General features: G+C 72.8%; 12 protein-coding genes and 1 pseudogene. 5 read left to right on the top strand and 8 right to left on the bottom strand.

What is annotated here, in order from left to right; all coding sequences use genetic code 11:
- Positions 1-63: 63 nt before the first annotated feature.
- Entirely contained in the window at positions 64-1,212 is a 1,149-nt protein-coding gene (locus KO717_RS01225) for a DUF475 domain-containing protein (RefSeq protein ID WP_301363858.1), read from the bottom strand.
- Between the two features lie 222 nt (positions 1,213-1,434).
- Between KO717_RS01225 and KO717_RS01230 the strand changes: the two genes are divergently transcribed.
- The gene (locus tag KO717_RS01230) at positions 1,435-2,034 is read left to right on the top strand and encodes a TetR/AcrR family transcriptional regulator (protein ID WP_301363859.1); all 600 of its coding nucleotides are present in this window, start codon (positions 1,435-1,437) and stop codon (positions 2,032-2,034) included.
- Positions 2,031-3,314: pseudogene (locus KO717_RS01235) on the top strand (MFS transporter); the annotation flags it as partial. The gene KO717_RS01230 and the pseudogene KO717_RS01235, both read left to right, overlap by 4 nt.
- On the opposite strand, the gene KO717_RS01240 reads toward KO717_RS01235, so the two are convergent.
- Positions 3,297-4,205 (bottom strand): LysR family transcriptional regulator, encoded by a 909-nt coding sequence (locus tag KO717_RS01240; RefSeq protein ID WP_301363860.1) that lies wholly within the window; start codon positions 4,203-4,205, stop codon positions 3,297-3,299. The pseudogene KO717_RS01235 and the gene KO717_RS01240 overlap by 18 nt on opposite strands.
- Before the next feature lie 192 nt (positions 4,206-4,397).
- Between KO717_RS01240 and KO717_RS01245 the strand changes: the two genes are divergently transcribed.
- A complete protein-coding gene (locus tag KO717_RS01245) occupies positions 4,398-4,928 on the top strand; it encodes a DUF6817 domain-containing protein (protein WP_301363861.1) in 531 nt (176 codons plus the stop codon).
- 11 nt (positions 4,929-4,939) lie between these two features.
- Here KO717_RS01245 and KO717_RS01250 read toward each other — a convergent pair whose 3' ends face one another.
- Positions 4,940-7,819: a TIM-barrel domain-containing protein gene (locus KO717_RS01250; protein WP_301363862.1), complete on the bottom strand. Its 2,880-nt coding sequence runs from the start codon at positions 7,817-7,819 to the stop codon at positions 4,940-4,942.
- Positions 7,820-7,984: 165 nt separating this feature from the next.
- Between KO717_RS01250 and KO717_RS01255 the strand changes: the two genes are divergently transcribed.
- Positions 7,985-9,175: an FAD-dependent oxidoreductase gene (locus KO717_RS01255; protein ID WP_301363864.1), complete on the top strand. Its 1,191-nt coding sequence runs from the start codon at positions 7,985-7,987 to the stop codon at positions 9,173-9,175.
- Between the two features lie 132 nt (positions 9,176-9,307).
- On the opposite strand, the gene KO717_RS01260 is transcribed toward KO717_RS01255, so the two are convergent.
- From KO717_RS01260 to KO717_RS01270, 3 genes are all read right to left on the bottom strand, one after another.
- Positions 9,308-9,523 (bottom strand): hypothetical protein, encoded by a 216-nt coding sequence (locus tag KO717_RS01260; protein WP_301363865.1) that lies wholly within the window; start codon positions 9,521-9,523, stop codon positions 9,308-9,310.
- Positions 9,524-9,666: 143 nt separating this feature from the next.
- Complete coding sequence (locus KO717_RS01265; RefSeq protein ID WP_301363867.1) at positions 9,667-10,335, bottom strand: response regulator; 669 nt, start codon at positions 10,333-10,335, stop codon at positions 9,667-9,669.
- A gap of 17 nt (positions 10,336-10,352) precedes the next feature.
- Positions 10,353-11,453: a sensor histidine kinase gene (locus KO717_RS01270; protein ID WP_301363869.1), complete on the bottom strand. Its 1,101-nt coding sequence runs from the start codon at positions 11,451-11,453 to the stop codon at positions 10,353-10,355.
- A gap of 112 nt (positions 11,454-11,565) precedes the next feature.
- Between KO717_RS01270 and KO717_RS01275 the strand changes: the two genes are divergently transcribed.
- Positions 11,566-14,010, top strand: a complete 2,445-nt coding sequence (locus tag KO717_RS01275) for an MMPL family transporter (RefSeq protein ID WP_367401495.1) — start codon at positions 11,566-11,568, stop codon at positions 14,008-14,010.
- A 103-nt stretch (positions 14,011-14,113) separates the two neighbouring features.
- Here KO717_RS01275 and KO717_RS01280 read toward each other — a convergent pair whose 3' ends face one another.
- Positions 14,114-15,913: an ABC transporter permease/substrate binding protein gene (locus KO717_RS01280; RefSeq protein ID WP_301363870.1), complete on the bottom strand. Its 1,800-nt coding sequence runs from the start codon at positions 15,911-15,913 to the stop codon at positions 14,114-14,116.
- A complete protein-coding gene (locus KO717_RS01285; protein WP_301363871.1) occupies positions 15,913-16,974 on the bottom strand; it encodes a quaternary amine ABC transporter ATP-binding protein in 1,062 nt (353 codons plus the stop codon). The genes KO717_RS01280 and KO717_RS01285 overlap by 1 nt, the downstream gene beginning before the upstream one ends.
- Positions 16,975-17,305 lie beyond the last annotated feature (331 nt).

Below are 17,305 nucleotides of genomic sequence, written 5' to 3' on the forward strand. Positions count from 1 at the left end.
ATCATCCCCCGCACCACGGAACAGGGCCTCCGGGGCCGGGCGCGGTGCCACCGACGGCCCGGCTCAGACGCCGGAGGAGACCTCGGCCTTCTCGTCGGAGCCCGCGCCCTTCGCCTCGGCCGCCGCCAGCCTGCGGTTGCGCCGGACCGAGGAGAAGAAGGACCAGCCGATCAGGACGACGCCGACGAGGCCCGTGACGACCTCGTGGATCTCGTACCGGATGGTGACGAGCAGGATCACGGCGAGGGCACCGATCGCGTAGTGCGCGCCGTGCTCCAGGTAGACGTAGTCGTCGAGGGTTCCCTGGCGGACCAGGTAGACCGTCAGCGAGCGGACGTACATCGCGCCGATGCCGAGGCCGAGCGACATCAGGACGATGTCGTTGGTGATCGCGAACGCGGCGATGACGCCGTCGAAGGAGAAGGACGCGTCGAGGACCTCCAGGTAGAGGAAGAGGAAGAACGCGGCCTTGCCGGCCATCACGACCGCCGGGACCTTCGTGCCGCTCGTCCTGGCCGCTACCTCGGCCTCACGCTCGCGCTCCTCCTCTTCCTCCAGCTTGTTCTCGAAGTACCCGGAGAGACCACCGACGACCAGATAGGTGACCAGGCCCGCGATGCCGGCGATCAGGACGGTCTGCACCTCGTCCACGTGGATGCCGCCGTACTGGTGGGCGTGGGTGGCAAAGGCGGTCGCGGAGACGAGCAGCACGACGAGCGCGATGCAGACGGAGAGCATGTCGATCTTGCCGAGCTTGGCGAGCGGGCGCTCCAGCCACGCGAGCCACTTGAACTCGCGGTCCTCGAAGACGAAGTCGAGGAAGATCATCAGGAGGAACATGCCGCCGAAGGCGGCGATCGACGGGTGGGCGTCGGTCACCAGCTGCTGGTAGGTGTCCCGCTCCTCCAGGGCGAGCCGCACCGCTTCGACCGGGCCGATCTCGGCACTGACGGCGACGATCACGACGGGGAAGACCAGCCGCATGCCGAACACCGCGATCAGGACACCGACGGTGAGGAAGATCTTCTGCCAGAAGGCATTCATCTTCTTCAGGATCCCGGCGTTGACCACGGCATTGTCGAAGGACACCGAGATTTCGAGGATGGACAGGATCGCCACGATCCCGAAGCCCGCCCACCCTCCATATAACACCGCCGCGAGCAGGCCGAGCGCGGTGACCGCGAACGACCAGCCGAACGTTTTCAGAAACACGGGCTCCCCCATCGTCGTGTACGGAGCTCCCCCGCGCCGTACATGGCTTTGCGAAACGTTGACCTGAAGTCTAGGGCGATCCCTCGCAGCCCCGACACGTCCCTCCGGGCCAAGGGTTCCCAACTCCCGTCCGCCGCCGCGCCGGCAGGCCTCGCCGAAGAACGAGCCGGTTCCGCGGATGCGCGAGTAGACACTGTCTACGTACCCTGGTAGACAGTGATCATGGACCAGGAGAGACCGCTCCGGGAGCGGCTGATCGACGTAGGTGTGGAACTCGTCATGAGCGAGGGCGCCGGTGCTGTCGGGCTGCGGGAGATCGCCCGCCGGGCGGGTGTCTCGCACGGGGCGCCGCGCCGGTACTTCCCCACTCACCGGTCCCTGCTGTCGGCGATCGTCCGGCGCGGGTTCGAGGATCTCGGGGTGCGCATCGCGGCGACGGCCGGCGCGCCTGAGCTGTCCCCGCGGCAGCGGGTGCGGACGATCGGGTGCGCGTACGTCGGCTACGCGCTGGAGCATGCGGGGATGTTCGCGCTGATGTTCCGGCACGACCTGCTGGACAGTACGGGCCAGGGACCCTCCGAGGGGCCGCGGCTGCGGGAGTCGACCCTCCCGATGTTCGATCTCCTCGTGACGCTCGTCCGCCGGTGCGGGGCGGCCGAACCCTCCGTCACCGCCGCCGCGTTGTGGGCCAACCTGCACGGCGTTGCGCAGTTGTGGCGCTGGGGCAGCCTGCCCCTGGCCCTCGGCGGCGCGCCGGCCGACGGCGTCGAACGGCTCGTCGGCGCCGCCGTCGACGCACACCTCGGTCCGGAGCCCGTATGAGGCAGCGGACATCACTGCTCGTCAGCGTGGCGGGAGCGATGCTCGTCGCCCTGGACGGCACCGTACTGACCGTGGCGCAGCCGAGTCTTCGGCGCGACCTCGGGGCGAGCGTGGCGCAGGTCCAGTGGACCAGTACCGCCTATCTGCTGGCCGTGGCCGCGTTCCTGGTCGTGGCCGGGCGCCTCGGCGACCGGTACGGCCACCCCCGGCTGCTCCTCGTCGGCGTCCTCGGCTTCGCCGCGGCCTCGGCCGGCATCGTGTTCGCGCCCGGTGTGGGCTGGGTGATCGCGCTGCGCGCCGCGCAGGGTGTGTTCGGCGCGCTGCTGCAGCCCGCGACGCTGGCGCTGCTGCGGCTCGCGTACCCGCCCGACCGGCTCGCCACTCCGGTCGCCGTGCGGACCAGCGCGATCGGACTGGCCGCGGCGGCCGGTCCGCTGCTCGGGGGTGTGCTGGTGGCGCGGTGGGACTGGCGCGCGGTGTTCGTGATCAATGTGCCGGTGGCCCTGGTGATCGCCGCGCTGACGCTCGCCGTACGGGCCCCCGCGCCGCCCCGGACGGAGCGCGGGCGCCTGGAGCTCACCGGCGCCGCCCTCCTCGCCACCGCCCTCGCGGTGTTCGTGCACGCGCTGGTCGGTGTGCCCGGGTACGGGTGGACCGCCGCGCCCACCGTCATCGGCTTCGGGGCCGCCGCCGGGCTCGCGGCCCTGTTCGTACGCCGCGAGCGGCGGGCCGCGCAGCCGTTCGTACCGCGCGCGGTGGCCCGGTCCACGGCGGTGACGGCCTCGATGGGGCTGCTGCTGATCGTCTCCGCGGGCATGTTCGGGGCGCTGTTCACGGCCACGTTCCACCTCCAGGACGTGGAGGGGCTGGACCCGCTCGCCACCGGCGTACGGGTGCTGCCGCTGACCGCGCTGATGGTGGCGGGGGCGCCGGTGGCGGGCCTGGCCCTGCGCCGGTTCGGTGCGCGCCGGACCGCGCTGGCCGGTACGGGGCTGGTCGTCGCCGGGATCGCCGGGCTGGGCTCCGCGTCCGCGGTGGCCTTCGGGGTGCTCGGCGCCGGGTTCACCACCGTCATGGTCACGGCCACCGGGGCTGTGGTCGGCGAGGCCCCGGCCGGGTACGCCGGGGTCGTCGGGGGGCTCAAGCAGACGGCCATGAACGTCGGCCCGGCCCTCGGGATCGCGGTCGCCGCGAGCGCCGGGCCGCACGGCTCGCCGCTGGTGGCGCTGTCCGTGCTGACGGCCGCAGGACTGGTGGCGGCGTCATTGCTGCCCGGCGGCACGCGCCCGGCAGCTGCGGGCGACCTCGTCGGCGAAGACCAGGGCGGGCGGGGCGAGGGCGGCCCAGCGGCGGACGGCCCAGCCGACCGCGAGCGGCGGCAGGGCGGGGATCGGCACGAGGCGCAGCGGGCCGTCGGAGCCGGGGACCTGCCAGCCGGGCAGCGCGGGCACGACGGCGTGTCCGAGGCCTAGTTCGGCGAGCAGCAGGGCGGTGTCCCAGTCGGCCACGCTGGTGTCGGAGCTGACCCGGATGCCGGATTCGGCGAAGGCGGCGTCGAGGTGGGCGCGGGAGGCGGAGTTCTCGGGCAGCCGGATGTGGCGGATGCCCGCGAGGTCCGCGGGGTCGATGCGGGCGCGGGCGGCGAGGGGGTCGTCCGCGCCGACGGCGAGCACCCAGGGCAGTTCCATGACGGGGCGCAGCTCGATGCCGCGGACCGGGCCGCCGATGGTGATCCAGGCGAGGTCGAGGTCGTCGGCGGCGAGGGCGTCGAAGCAGCTGCGGCTGGAGTTCTCGGTCTGGAACTCCAGGCTCACCTCCGGGTGGCGGCGGCGGAAGGTGACGACGGCCTCGGACATGAAGTGCCGCACGGTCGTCGCGCCGGTGGTGACGCGGACCGTGCCGCCGCCGCCCCGGACGAGGTCGTCCACGCGGCGCAGGGCGCCGTCGAGTCCGGCGATGCCGTCGGCGGCGGCCGCCTGGAGGATGCGGCCGGCCTCGGTGGGTACGACGCCACGGGCGTGGCGCTCCAGGAGGCTCGTGCCGGTCTGCTTCTCCAGGCGGCGGACGTGCTGGCTGACGGCCGACTGGGTGCAGCCGAGGTCGCGGGCCACGGCACTGAGGCTGCCCGCGCGGCAGACCGCCACGAACACACGGAGATCATCGAGGGTCACGAGACCCAAGGTATCGCTTGGAAGTGGGGAGTAAATCGGAGGATTGACTTGGGTTTTGGATGGGATCAAGATCGATGCAGGGCCCGGGCGGCAACCCGTCCCTGCGCGCGCCACGGGGTCCGGAACCCAGGCGCGGGCGGGGCCGGGTGTCGACCCATCCGGCCCGTCCACGTCGACCGGAGGGACACGCCGGTGTCGGATCACGCCGTCGCATGGCTGCGGGAGCTCGGTGCGCAGGAGATCGCCCACCCGGGCGGGACCCTCCTCGCCCACCTGGAGCGCGTACAGGGGCTGCTCGCGTCCTGGGGGGCGCGGCCCGCGCTCCGGCGGGCGGGCCTGTGCCACGCGTTCTACGGTACGGACGGCTTTCCCACCGCCTTGCTGCCGCTCGACCGGCGGGCCGAGCTGGCCGCGGTGATCGGTGACGAGGCCGAGGCGATCGTGTACGGGTACGCCGCCTGCGACCGTGCAGCCTCGTATCCGACGCTCGCCTGCGAGGAGGCGTCCTTCCGGGACCGGTTAACCGGCCGCGTGCACTCCCCCGCCCTGGAACTCCGGCGGGACCTCGCCGAGTTGTCGGCGGCCAACGAGCTCGACCTGGCGCGGATCGATCCCGCCTTCCGCGAGGCGTGGGGCGGTGAACTCCGCGCCCTGTTCACACGGTTGCGTGGACTGCTGAGCGAGCCGGCCCGGCGGGAGTGCCGGGCCGTGCTCGGCGACTGAGGGGGTGACGGTCAGGGGGCGGGCCGGCCGGTGAGGGTGATCTCGGCGGCGCTGGTCCAGGGGCCGCGACCGCCCGCCTCGGTCAGTGCTTTCAGGCGGAGGTAGCGGCCGCTCTTCGGGGCGAGGGCCGCTGTCTTTGCGGCCGCGGTGTCGGCGAAGGTGCCGCTCGCCACCGGTGGCCCCCAGTCGGCGGTGGTGTCGGAGACGTAGACCTCGTAGCCGCCGATCCGGCCGTTGACGCCGCCGTCCTGGCGGGGCAGGTAGCCGAGGCCGTCCACCGCGTAGCGGGCGCCGAGGTCGATCTGGATCTCGTGCGGGAGCGGGGCGGGCTTCGCCGAGGACCAGGCCGAGTGCCACAGGGTGGCCGGGTTCCCGTCGAAGGCGCGCACGGCCGCGCCGTTCTCGGCGGCGGTCTCCTGACTGTCGGCGTGGACCAGGGTCCAGGCCGTCCGGTCGATCGCGGCGGACGAGGGCAGGGCGGCCGCCGCGGGGAGGCTGGTGCCGGTGGCCGAGACGCTGAACGCGCGTGCCGTGCCGGGCGTCTTGATCCAGAGGATTCCGGAGCGGTCCGCCGGGTCGAAGTACCAGCCGGACGATGCGGAGTCGTAGGCGGCCTTGGAGGCAAGGCCCGGCACCGGGGTCCCGTCGAGGGTGACGGTGGCGGGTGCGGTGGCCACGTGCAGGGTGAACTCGTAGCCCCGGGAGGCCGGTTTGCCGGTGTAGTCGCCGGTGGGGGCGCCCACGGAGACGGTGACCGTGCCGGAGCCGGCCGTGGGGGCGGTGACGTCGACCCGCTGGCGGGCGTAGGCGCCGGACCGGTACGCGCGGGTGCGGCCGTCGTCCTCGTAGAGGGTGAACGAGGAAATGCCGCGCGGGTGGATGTCGTAGGTGAGGGTGGAGACCGGCTTCTCGCCGGTGTGGTTCATCTGCGGCCACATCGGTACGACGGCGCCGCCCTTGGTGAAGAGCGGCAGGGTGTCGAGCGGTGCGTGGTACCCGTTCAGCCACCCCGGGCCCGCGTACGTACGGCCCGTCCAGTAGTCGGTCCAGGTCCCGGCGGGGAGGTAGATGCCGTCCCGGACCGAGGTGTCGGAGACGACGGGCGCGACGAGGAGGGAGTCACCGGCCATGAACTGGCCGCTGGTGAGGTTGCCGCGGGCCACCGGGTCGTCGGGGTACTCCAGGACCATGGCGCGGGTGCTGGGGACGCCGCTCTCGTGGGCGACACGGCTCATCGTGTACAGGTACGGCATCAACCGCATCTTGAGCTGGAGGTACTTGCGGTTGATGGACAGGTACGGCTCGGCGAACCGCCAGGGCTGTTTGTCGTGGTAGCCGGCGGACGGGTTGGTCGCGCCCCAGCCGGACATGGTCATGAAGGCCGGGGTGAAGGCCTTCCACTGCAGGTCCCGGGTGTACGTCTGCGGGCTGCCGCCGAAGATGCCGTCGACGTCGCCGGCCGCGTAGTTGAGGCCGGAGAGGCCCGCTCCGGTGATGGCGGGGACGTGCCAGCGCATGTCGTCCCAGGTGCCGTACGTGTCGCCGGTCCAGACGACGGCGTTGCGCTGGGTGCCCGCCCAGCCGTCGACGGTCCAGACGAAGCGGCGGGCGTCGGAGTTCTTCTCGATCCCGTCCACGGCCTGCCGTACGCCGTCGAAGGCGTACTTGTAGCCGCTGCCGATCCAGGCCACGTCGGTCTTCACGCCCCGGCTGCCGGCCGTGCCCACCTCGTCGGCGATGGAGCCGAGGCCGGTGGAGGTCCACAGGCCCGTCTGGAAGCCCTTGGCCTTCAGGGCGTCCACCGTCTCCTTCAGGGGCGCGGTGTAGCCGCAGCCGTAGCCGTCGTTGGGCAGGAACCAGCCCGAGGGCATGTCGGCGGCCCGGGCGTCGGCCGCGTAGCCGACGACGTCGGGGGTGGTCCGGTGGCGGAGCCGGTCGTGATCGCCCTGGTAGTCGGGGTTGGAGGCGTTGAAACAGTCGGCGTTGCCGAGCTCGAATCCCCACATCGGCGCCATGAACGGCTTCCCGCTGACGTCGGTGTACGCGTCGAGCACGGACTTGAGGGAGTCGCCGGTGAAGTACCAGGCGTCGAAGCGCTTCTCGTCGTGGGTGAGGGTGGTGGGCGCGCCGAAGCCGTAGGAGCCCGGGGCCCAGGTGTTGCGCATGACGCCGTAGCCGTTGGTGGACATGTAGAAGGGGGCGGGGCTGGCGTTGTCGTTCTCGCGCCACTTGTTGTCGACGGCGATCGGTACGGTCTTGCCGCGCAGCGCCCACTCGCCCAGGCGCAGGCCGGTGCCGTAGAACTGCTCGTCCGCGCCCCGGGCCAGGTACTGGGTGGTCCGGTTGCCGGTCCAGCTGGTGGGCCGGGTCTCCTGCCAGACCGGGGTGGTGTTGTCGGCGCGGAAGACCGAGAACTGCAGGGGCTTCTTGTTGACCCGGATGGAGAGGGATCCGGTGGTGATCCGGTAGTACGCGCCGGCGTCGGACCAGCTCGTGGCCACGGGGCCGAAGTCGGTGGTGGGCGCGAGGTCGGTGCCGGCCGGGTCGTCGGTGAAGGACCCGTCGGGCGAGAGCCAGAGGCGGAAGATGTCGGCGCGGGCGACGACCACGCGGGCCCTGGCTCCGCCGGAGGCCGTGACGGTGAAGGTGTTCCCGGACCGGGTGAAGCCGGTGACGTCGCCCGCCGTCGCGGTGGCTCCGGCGGGGGCGGCCGAGGCGGCCGACGCGGGTAAGGCGACCGGTCCGGCGGCGGCCAGACCCGCCATGGCGAGGGCGGCGGCGAGCAGGGCGACGGCCGGGGTGCGCCGCCCGCGCCGCCGCCGCGCGGTGTGGGCTCGGCTGTCTGACGGGCCTTGCCGACCCTGGCTCCTGCGGATGCCGGGCAGTCTCATGGGGCAGCTCCTCGTGCGGTCCGGGACACGGAACAGCTCTTTGGCATGCTCCTGGCAAGATAGCGCTCGGACAGGCCTCGGTGAAAGATGATGCTCGAAGTCGACTTCCCTCGCGCATCTTTGAGCATCTTTCAGGTGGCGGTGCGGCCTGGACAGAGTGCGGGCATGGTGGGCTACGACGTCGATGTGGCAGTGGTGGGGGCGGGACCCGTCGGGCTGGGCGCGGCACTGCTGCTCGCCCGGGCCGGTCTCGGTGTGGTGGTGCTGGAGCGGCGTCCCGGGCCGGTCACCGAGTCGCGTGCCACGGACCTGCACGCGCGGACCCTGGAGGCCCTGACCCCGAGCGGGCTGGCCGAAGCCCTGCTCCCGCTCGGCCGACGCGTGGGCGCGGTGGAGATGTGGTCGGGGCGGCGCCGGCTCGGCGGCTTCGACCTGGCCCGGCTGCGCTCCCCGCACCCGTACGTCCTCACCGTGCCGCAGTGCGCGACCGAAGGTCTGCTCGCCGCGGAGGCCGAACGTGCGGGGGTGCGCGTGCACCGCTCGACCGCCGTCAGGTCCGTGGACGAGGACGCCGACGGCGTCACCGTGCGGTCGGACGCCCTCGGCCCGGTACGCGCGCGCTGGGTCGTGGCGGCCGACGGCGCGTCGAGCACCCTGCGCGCGCTGGCCGGCACGGCGTTCCGCGGCCGGACGTACGCCGGCGCGTGGCAGCTCGCAGACCTGCGGGTGGAGGATCCCTCACTCGACGCCGCCCGGGTCCACATGGTCGGCGGTCCGCGCGGCCTGCTCGTCGTGCTCCCGATGCACCTCGACGGCTGGGCCCGGGTCGTGATGCACCTGCCGCACGACCGGGGGGAGGGCCTGGGCGGCCCGGAGGGGATCGCCGCCGAGGCTGCGGCCCGGGGGTGGACGGCGGCGGTTCGCGAATGCCGCTGGAACAGTACCTTCCGCACCCACCGGCGCCTCGCCGCGCACGACGGGCGGCGGCGGGTGCTGCTGATCGGTGACGCCGCCCATGTGTGCAGCCCGATCGGCGGTCAGGGGCTCAACCTCGGGCTGCGGGACGCCGTCTCCCTCGCCGCGGCGCTGCCCGCCGCCACCGCCCGCGGCGGCCCGGAAGACGCGGGACTCGCGGCCTGGCGCCGCGCCCGACGGGCCGACGCACGGGGCGTCCTCGCCCGCACCGACCTCGCCACCCGTGCCTGGACATTGCGCTCCGCGCCCGCCCGCGCCGTACGGGACACGGCACTGCGGGGCGCCCTCACCACCGCGGCCGGCCGCCGCCTGCTCGCCGAGTCGGTCGCGGGGCCCCGGCCGACACCTTCTAGGCCGTCTCTTTCGGATCTTGCCGGTTAAGCCCGCGTCGTCTGGTGCCGTGCATCGCAAGGCGGAGGGGCGCCCGAGTACTGGACGTACTTGGGTGCTCCGACAACGCGGCGAGGTGCGGTGCCAGGCGGCGCGGGTCAGGCAAGATCCGAAAGAGACGGCCTAGGCCTGCGGTGGGCTGACGGCCAGGACCGGTGGGGCCGGGGAGGTCCAGCGGTGGCCGCAGGGGTCGAAGACGAGGATCACCGGCCGCCCGGGGCGCTGGCGCCAGGAGATGCGTTCCGGTGCGTCCGCGCACACCGGACAGCAGGGCAGCGGGCGGGGGTCCGCCAGGCACTCGGGGGCGGCCGTGAGCGGCGTGGCGTGCTGTTCGCGCATGAAGGCTCCCTCGTCGTGCAGTTGGGCTGATCGCACTGTGCCATGGACGGTCCCGTGTGCGCACGGGCGAATCCTCCAGTGTTCTGGCTGGTCAGAGGTGCGGTCAGCAGGAGGAATCCGGTCCTCTTGGGGGCACTTGGTGATCAACCGCTCGCGCCACCGGCCTCCACCAGGCCCGATTCGTACGCCGCGATCACCGCTTGCGTGCGGTCGCGCACGCCCAGCTTGCCGAAGATGCCGGTGATGTGGTTCTTGACCGTGGAGATGCTGATGTCGAGTTCCGCGGCGATCTCGGCGTTGCCCTGGCCGGTGGCCATGAGCCGCCAGATCTCCAGTTCGCGCGGGGTGAGTTCGAGGGGGGTCCCGGCCGCCCACGGCCGCGGCCGCGCGGGGGTCCGTACGTAGGCGGAGAGGAGCCGGCTGAGCAGCCGCGGCGCGACGGCCGCCTCGCCGGTGTGGACGATGCGTACCGCGGCGATCAGCTCCTCCGGGGAGATGTCCTTGGGCAGGAATCCGTACGCGCCGGCGCGCAGGGCGGCGACCACGTACTCGTCCATGTCGAAGGTGCTGAGGGCCAGGACGCGGGTCCCGGGGAGCGTGCGTGCGAGTTCCTCGGTGGCCTTGACCCCGTCCATGACCGGCATCCGGATGTCCATGACGACGACGTCGGGCCGTACCTCGTGGGCGAGGGCCACGGCCCTGGCTCCGTCCTCGGCCTCTCCCACGACCTCGAACTCCGGGTCGGGGCCCAGGATCAGGGCCAGGCCACGCCGGACCAGCGGCTGGTCGTCGGCGATGAGTACACGGATCATCCGTGCGGTTCCTCTCTTCAGGCGGAGTCTTGGACCGGGAGAGGGATCCGGGCCGCCACCCGGAATCCGCCACCGGCAAGGGCGGCGGCCTCCAGGGTTCCGCCCTGCAGGGCGACCCGCTCGTGCATACCGATCAGACCGTACCCGGAGCGCGCCGTGGGGCGTGCGGGCGGCACCTGCGCTCCCGCTCCGTCGTCGCGCACCTCCACGCCCACCTCGTCCCCGTGGTACGTGAGCCGTACGTGGGCCCGCGCCCTGCCCGCGTGCTTGCGGGTGTTGGTCAGGGCCTCCTGGACGATCCGGAAGACGGTGAGGCCCACGGTCGGCGGGAGCGGGCGGACCGGCCCGTCGACGGTGAACTCCGTCTCCGTTCCGGCCAGCCGGGACTCGGTGATGATCCGGCCGAGGTCGTCCGCCCCGGGCTGCGGCGCCGGCGGGGTCTGTTCCGGTTCCTCCCCGGCCCGTAGCACGTCGAGGAGTTGGCGCATCTCGCGCAGCGCCATGCGCCCGGAGTCCTCCAGGGTGACCAGCGCCTCCCGGGACACCTCGGGGTCGTACGCCAGGTTGGCCCGCGCGCCGCCGGCCATGAGCTGCATGGTGGTGATGTGGTGGGCGACGATGTCGTGCAGTTCGCGCGCGATCCGGCGGCGCTCCTCGGCCACCGCCCGGTCGGCGAGCCGCGTCCGCTGGGCCTCGGCCTCCCGCTGCCGGTGGTTGACCACCACGGCGGCGGTGACGGTGATGAGGGCGGCCACCGCGTTGCCGGCCAGACCCCACCAGCCGTAGGGCAGCGGCCAGCCGCGCTGGCCCGCCGAGACGAGGGGGACCGCCGCGACCACCGTCACCGCGACCACGGCGGGCCGGCACCCCCTGGCCACCGAGTAGAGGGCGACCGTGAGGCTGAGGGTGAAGTGCGGGGACAGCGGTGCGGCCACGTTCAGCAGGGCGCCCAGGGCCAGTACGGCGCCGAGGACCGGCAGCGGGTGGTCGCGCCGGGCGAGCAGCGTCATCGCCGAGACGACCAGCAGGGCGGCCGTGGTCACGCCGAGGGACCCGCCCTCGGTCAGGGTCGTCAGGGAGAAGCCGACGAGGTCGGTGGCGCCGGCCGCTATCGCCACGAGCGCGTCGTTGCGCGTCCACGGCCCCCGCTCGCCGGCCCTGTCCGCTCCCGCAGCCGTCTGCGCAGCCGTAGCCGTATGCGCTGCCGTGCCCGCACGTGTACCCGCGCCCATGCCCACCCCCATGCCGCCCGTCCTGTCCCCGGTGATCCATTCTGGCACCGGCCGCCGCCCGTGCCACCCGACCACGGTCGTGACCCGTACCAGGACCGGAGTCCTGGTCGGCGCGGACGGCCGGACCCTGGTCCCGGGGTACGGATCCTCCCCCGACCCGACGTTTCGCCCGCTCGCCCCTGATGGTCTGGAGCCAGGCCGGAAACCCCCGGCCGGCACCGCACAGACCGGAGGAAATGTGATCCGCGCCCTGACCGGATTCTCGACGAGAAGTCCCTGGAAGGTGATCGCCCTGTGGGCGGTCCTGGGATTGGCGGCGGCCGTCCTGGGCCAGGCGTTCGTCTTCCGCGCCGTCCAGACCGGCAACGCCGGGTTCCTTCCCGCGCAGTACGACTCGGCGGCCGCTCTGAAGATCGCCGAGGAGCGGTTCGGGGCGAAGCCGGACGCCAACCTCCTGACCGTGCTGGTGGCCCGCTCGGACGGGGCGCCGCTCACCGCCGCCGACGAGCAGCGCATCGACGCGCAGGCCGAGCGGTTGTCCCGCAAGCGCATCGTCATGCCCAGGACCGAGGAGACGATGCCCCTCGCACAGGACCACTCCCAGGTCCCCCGGGTCAGCCCGGCCATGACGGCGCCCGACCGCTCCTTCCGGCTGCTGTCCGTCGAACTGACGGGGAACCCCGCCGATCCCGGCGTGCAGGACACCTACCGGGCCTTCCGGGAGGCGGCCCGGGACGCGCTGGCGGAAGAGGGCCTGCGCACCGGCTTCACCGGCGGGATCGCCGACCGGGTGGACACGGCGGACGCGGAGAAGACCCGCTCGAAGGCCGTCGGCATCGCCATGCTCGCGGTCATCGTCCTGTTGCACGTCCTCGTCTTCCGCAGCGCCCTGGCGGCCCTGTTGCCCCTGCTCGCGGTCAGCGTCATCGGGGGCGCCGCGGCGGGCGCGGTGGTCGGCGCCGCGCTGCTGACCGGGATCGGACTGTCCGAATCCACACCGAGTCTGATCAGTGTGGTTCTGATGGGCATCGGTATCGACTATTTCCTGTTCCTGCTCTTCCGCTTCCGGGAGCAACTGCGCGAACACCCCGAGCAGTCCGGGCGTGAAGCGGCCGCCCACGTCGCCGGGCGGGTGGGTACGGCCATCACCTCCGCGGCCCTGACCATCGTCGCCGCCTTCGCCACGCTCGGGGTCGCCTCCTTCGGCCAGTTCCGGGTCCTCGGACCGGCCATCGCGCTGTCCGTGCTGGTGATGCTCCTGGGCAGCCTGACCCTGATGCCGGCCCTGCTGGCGGTCACCGGCCGCAAGATGTTCTGGCCTTCCCGCGCCCTGGCGCGCGAGCCCCGTGCCGGGTCCGCCGCGCGGATGGGCGACCGGGTGGCGCGCCGCCCGTTCGTGCTGGTGCTGGCCTCGGTGGCGCTGCTCGGCACGCTGGCCGCCGGGGTCGTGGGGATGCGCATGGACTACGGGCAGGGCGGTGGGGGCGGCGAGCGCACCGCCGCAGTGGCCACCGCGGCCGAGATATCCCGTGCCCTGCCGGCCGGGGTGTCGGACCCGACCAGCGTCTTCGTGACCGCTTCCGACGGCGCCGCCCTGACCTCCGAACGCCTCGGCGGGCTGTCCAAGGCGCTCGCCGGGGTCGGCGGGGTGGGCCAGGTCGCGGACACCGTGCTCAGCGAGGACCGGCGGGCGGCGCGGATCGATCTGTTCCTCACCTCCGACCCGCAGCGGCAGGAGGCACGCGACCTGGTGACGGGTCCGGTCCGGGCCACGGCCCTGGCTCACGCTCCCGCGGGTACGCAGGCGCACGTGGGCGGCACCGCGGCGGTCTTCGCCGACATCGCGACGGCGGTGGACGAGGACCTGCGGGTGGTCTTCCCGGTGGCGGCGGCGCTCATCGCGCTGATCCTGCTCGCCCTGCTGCGGAGCCTGCTGGCACCGGTGATCCTGCTGGCCTCGGTCGGGCTCGGCTTCGCCGCCACCCTCGGTGCCTCGACCCTGGTGTTCCAGCACGCGCTGGACCGGCCCGGGGTGGACTTCACCCTGCCGCTCGTGCTGTTCCTGTTCGTGGTCGCGCTGGGCACCGACTACAACATCCTGATGAGCGACCGGATCCGGGAGGAGATGGCCCGGCCCGGTCCGGCCCGCGCCGCGGTCGGCCGTGCCGTGCGGCACACGGCGCCCGCCATCGCCACGGCGGGCCTGGTGCTGGCCGCCTCGTTCGGGAGCCTGGCGGTCACCCCCGCGCCGTCCACCCAGCAGATCGGTTTCGCGACGGCCCTCGGGATCATGCTCTCCGCCTTCGTCCTGTCGATCGTGCTGGTGCCCGCGCTGGCCACCCTGCTGGGGCGGTCCATGTGGTGGCCGGTGCGCCCGCGCCACCGCACGCAGGACACCGACCCGGACCTGCGGCGGACCCCGGACCGGGTGCTGGTCGGCTGAGCCGCCCCGCACACACGAAAGGCGCCGCCGTGCGCAGGACCGTACGACGGTACGGGTCCTGCGCGCGGCGGCGCCTTCGCGAAGAGACGGCCTGGGCCTGGGCCTAGGGCTGGGCGAGCCGGTCGATCTCGGGGTGGTCCTGCAGCCAGGCGCGGACCGCCTGCTGTTCCTTGCCCTTCCCGGTCTCCTGGATCTTCGCTTCCAGGCCGGTCAGCTGCTCCTCGGTGAGCTTGAAGGACTTCAGCCACTGGGCGACCTTCGGCTCGTCCTCCGCGAAGCCCTTGCGGGCCAGGGTGTGGATCCCGTCGCCCTTGCCCCAGGCGCCCTTGGGGTCCTCGAGCTTGGTCAGCTCGTAGGAGGAGTACGCCCAGTGCGGGGACCACAGGACGACCGCGACGGGCTCCTTCTTCTCGTAGGCCCGCTTCAGCTCGGCGAGCATGCCGGGCGTGGAGCCGTCGACGACCTTGTACTCGCCGTCGAGGCCGTACTCCTTCAGGACCTTGTCCTTGAGGATCGACATCTCGCCGGCGCTCGGCTCGATGCCGATGATCCGGCCCTTGAACTGATCCGCCTTGCCCTTGAGGTCGGCGAGCGAGCGCACGTCCTTCATGTACGAGGGCACGGACAGCTCCAGTGAGGTGGGGCCGTACCAGGAACCGAGGTCCTCCAGCTTGTTCCCGTACTTCTCCCAGTACTGGGCGTGGGTGACGGGCAGCCAGGCGTCGGTCTGGAAGTCGAGCTGGCCGCCGGCCAGGCCGGTGTACAGCGCTCCGGCCTCCAGCTGGCGGGCGTCGACCTTGTAGCCGCGGCGCTCCAGGAGCTCCTTCCACAGGAAGGTGGAGGCGATGCCCTCGTCCCACGGGATGTAGCCGACGGAGAGGGTGCGGCCCTTGCCGATGTTCGCGGCCCCGGCCGGGCCCTCCTCGGCGGCGGTGCCGCCGAAGGTGTTCAGGCCGCCCGCGACGAGCGCCAGGACCACGGCGCCGCCGATCGCGTACGCGGGCTGGGGGCGGTGGTTCCACAGCTTGGCCGCGCCGGTCGCTGCGGCCCGCGCCTTGGCGAGCGTACGGCGGCCGATCGGGGAGACCTGACGGCCGAGCGCGCCGGTCATCCGGTCCAGGTACATGGCGAGGATGACGATGGAGACGCCCGCCTCGAAACCGAGGCCGATGTCGACGTTGCCGATGGCCTTGTAGACGGCGCCGCCGAGTCCGCCGCCGCCGACCATGCCGGCGATGACGACCATGGACAGGCCCAGCATGATGACCTGGTTGACGCCCGCCATGACGGTGGGCAGGGCCAGCGGGAGCTGGACGCGTACGAGGGTGTCGCGCGGGCTGGTGCCGAAGGCCTCGGCGGCCTCGACCAGTTCCCCGTCGACCTGGCGGATGCCGAGCTCGGTCATCCGGACGCCCGGAGGCAGCGAGAAGATGATGGTCGCGATGATGCCGGGCACCACGCCCACCCCGAAGAAGATGATGCCGGGGATCAGGTAGACCATGGCCGGCATGGTCTGCATGAAGTCCAGGACCGGCCGCAGCAGGGCGCTGACCCGGTCGGATCTGGAGGCCCAGATGCCGAGCGGGATCGCGAACGCCAGGGTGACGAGGGTGGCGACCAGGACCAGGGACAGGGTGGACATGGCGTCCTCCCACAGGCCGAGGGAGTCGACCAGCGCGAAGCCCGCGAAGGCGAGCAGGCCCGCCAGCAGACCGCGCAGCCACCAGGCGGCGACGGCGAGGATGCCCGCGAAGAGCAGCGGGGCGGGGGCGGAGAGGACGGCGTCGATGCCGTCGTAGAGGCCGGTGACGAGGGCGCTGATGGCCTCGAACAGCCAGGAGAGATGGCTCTGGAGGAAGTCGACTCCACGGTCGACCCAGTCGCCGAGGTGCAGGCGGGGCATCAGGCGGCCACCTCCGCGCAGTACATCGGGGGCCGCTGTTCGTCGCCGATGAAGGCGATGAGGCGGTCCTGGGGTACGGAGCCGATGACGGAGCCGTCCGCGCCGGTGACGGCGACCGCGTGCGGGACGCGGGCGCTGACGGCGCACAGGTCGGCGAGCGGGGTCCCGGCGGTGACGGTGGGACAGTCGCAGGCGTCGGCGGCCGGCTCCGGGTCGTCCATGACGGCGTCGGCCGTCAGGACCCGGGAGCGGTCCACGTCCTGGATGAAGGAGGCGACGTAGTCGTCCGCGGGACGGGTGAGGATGTCCTCGGCGGTGCCCTGCTGGACGATGCGGCCGTCGCGCATGACGGCGATGCCGTCGCCGAGGCGCATGGCCTCGTTGAGGTCGTGGGTGATGAAGACGATGGTCTTCTTCAGTCGCTTCTGGAGCTCCAGCAGCTGGTCCTGCATGTCGCGGCGGATCAGCGGGTCCAGCGCGCTGAAGGACTCGTCCATCAGCAGGAGGTCGGCGTCGGTGGCCAGGGCACGGGCGAGGCCGACCCGCTGCTGCATGCCGCCGGAGAGCTCGTCGGGCCAGGACCGCTCCCAGCCTTCGAGTCCGCACAGGGCCAGGGCCTCGGCGGCGCGCCGCTCACGCTCGGGGCGGGGCACGCCCTGTACCTCCAGCCCGTAGCCGGCGTTCTCCAGCACGTTGCGGTGCGGGAACAGCGCGAAGTGCTGGAAGACCATGGAGATCTTCGTGGACCGTACGTGGCGCAGCTCGCTCGCGCTCAGCGCGGTGAGGTCCTGGCCGCCGAAGAGGATGCGTCCCGCGGTGGGTTCCAGCAGGCCGTTCAGCATGCGCAGCAGAGTGGACTTGCCCGATCCGGACAGACCCATGACGACGAAGATCTGGCCGGGCCGGACGTCGAAGGAGGCGTCGATCACGGCAGCGGTGGTCCCGTCGGCGCGCAACTCGTCGCGGCTTGCACCGCTTTCGAGCGCGCGGACGGCGGCAGCGCTGTCGGCGGGACGCCTCCCGAACACCTTGTAGACGTGCTCGGCCTGGAGCGTGGACACATACACCTCACGGGTCGTACCAAGTACGGCGCGCGCCGGCGGACCGGCGGGCCGTGGAGCGGGACGGGATCTGCCCGTGTGCGCCGTGTCCTCCGTCCCGATGGGCCGGAGGACATGGTTCCGCTCCAGCAGCGCCGATGCCCTGCATTCACCTGCGCAAACGCCGGGGTGACCCTCCTCACTTACGGGGCACGAGGGCCCGCGGGCGGGTCCACGCGCCGGGGCGGGAGGTCCCGGACGGCCGTGGCCGGGTACGCCCGCCCCCGGAGGGGAGTTGGGGCGGCGGCCCGGCGGCCTGTCCGGCCGCCGGGCCCGGTGTGGCGCCGCCCGG

The organism is Streptomyces xanthophaeus (assembly GCF_030440515.1).
GTDB lineage: Bacteria > Actinomycetota > Actinomycetes > Streptomycetales > Streptomycetaceae > Streptomyces > Streptomyces kutzneri.

What these genes read in the sequence shown, in the direction of transcription:
- KO717_RS01280 (WP_301363870.1), bottom strand. Translation starts at nt 15,913, where the DNA reads ATGCCCCGCCTGCACCTCGGCGACTGGGTCGACCGTGGAGTCGACTTC.
- KO717_RS01275 (WP_367401495.1), top strand. Translation starts at nt 11,566, where the DNA reads ATGCCCACCCCCATGCCGCCCGTCCTGTCCCCGGTGATCCATTCTGGC.
- KO717_RS01250 (WP_301363862.1), bottom strand. Translation starts at nt 7,819, where the DNA reads ATGAGACTGCCCGGCATCCGCAGGAGCCAGGGTCGGCAAGGCCCGTCA.
- KO717_RS01255 (WP_301363864.1), top strand. Translation starts at nt 7,985, where the DNA reads ATGGTGGGCTACGACGTCGATGTGGCAGTGGTGGGGGCGGGACCCGTC.
- KO717_RS01230 (WP_301363859.1), top strand. Translation starts at nt 1,435, where the DNA reads ATGGACCAGGAGAGACCGCTCCGGGAGCGGCTGATCGACGTAGGTGTG.
- KO717_RS01265 (WP_301363867.1), bottom strand. Translation starts at nt 10,335, where the DNA reads ATGATCCGTGTACTCATCGCCGACGACCAGCCGCTGGTCCGGCGTGGC.
- KO717_RS01260 (WP_301363865.1), bottom strand. Translation starts at nt 9,523, where the DNA reads ATGCGCGAACAGCACGCCACGCCGCTCACGGCCGCCCCCGAGTGCCTG.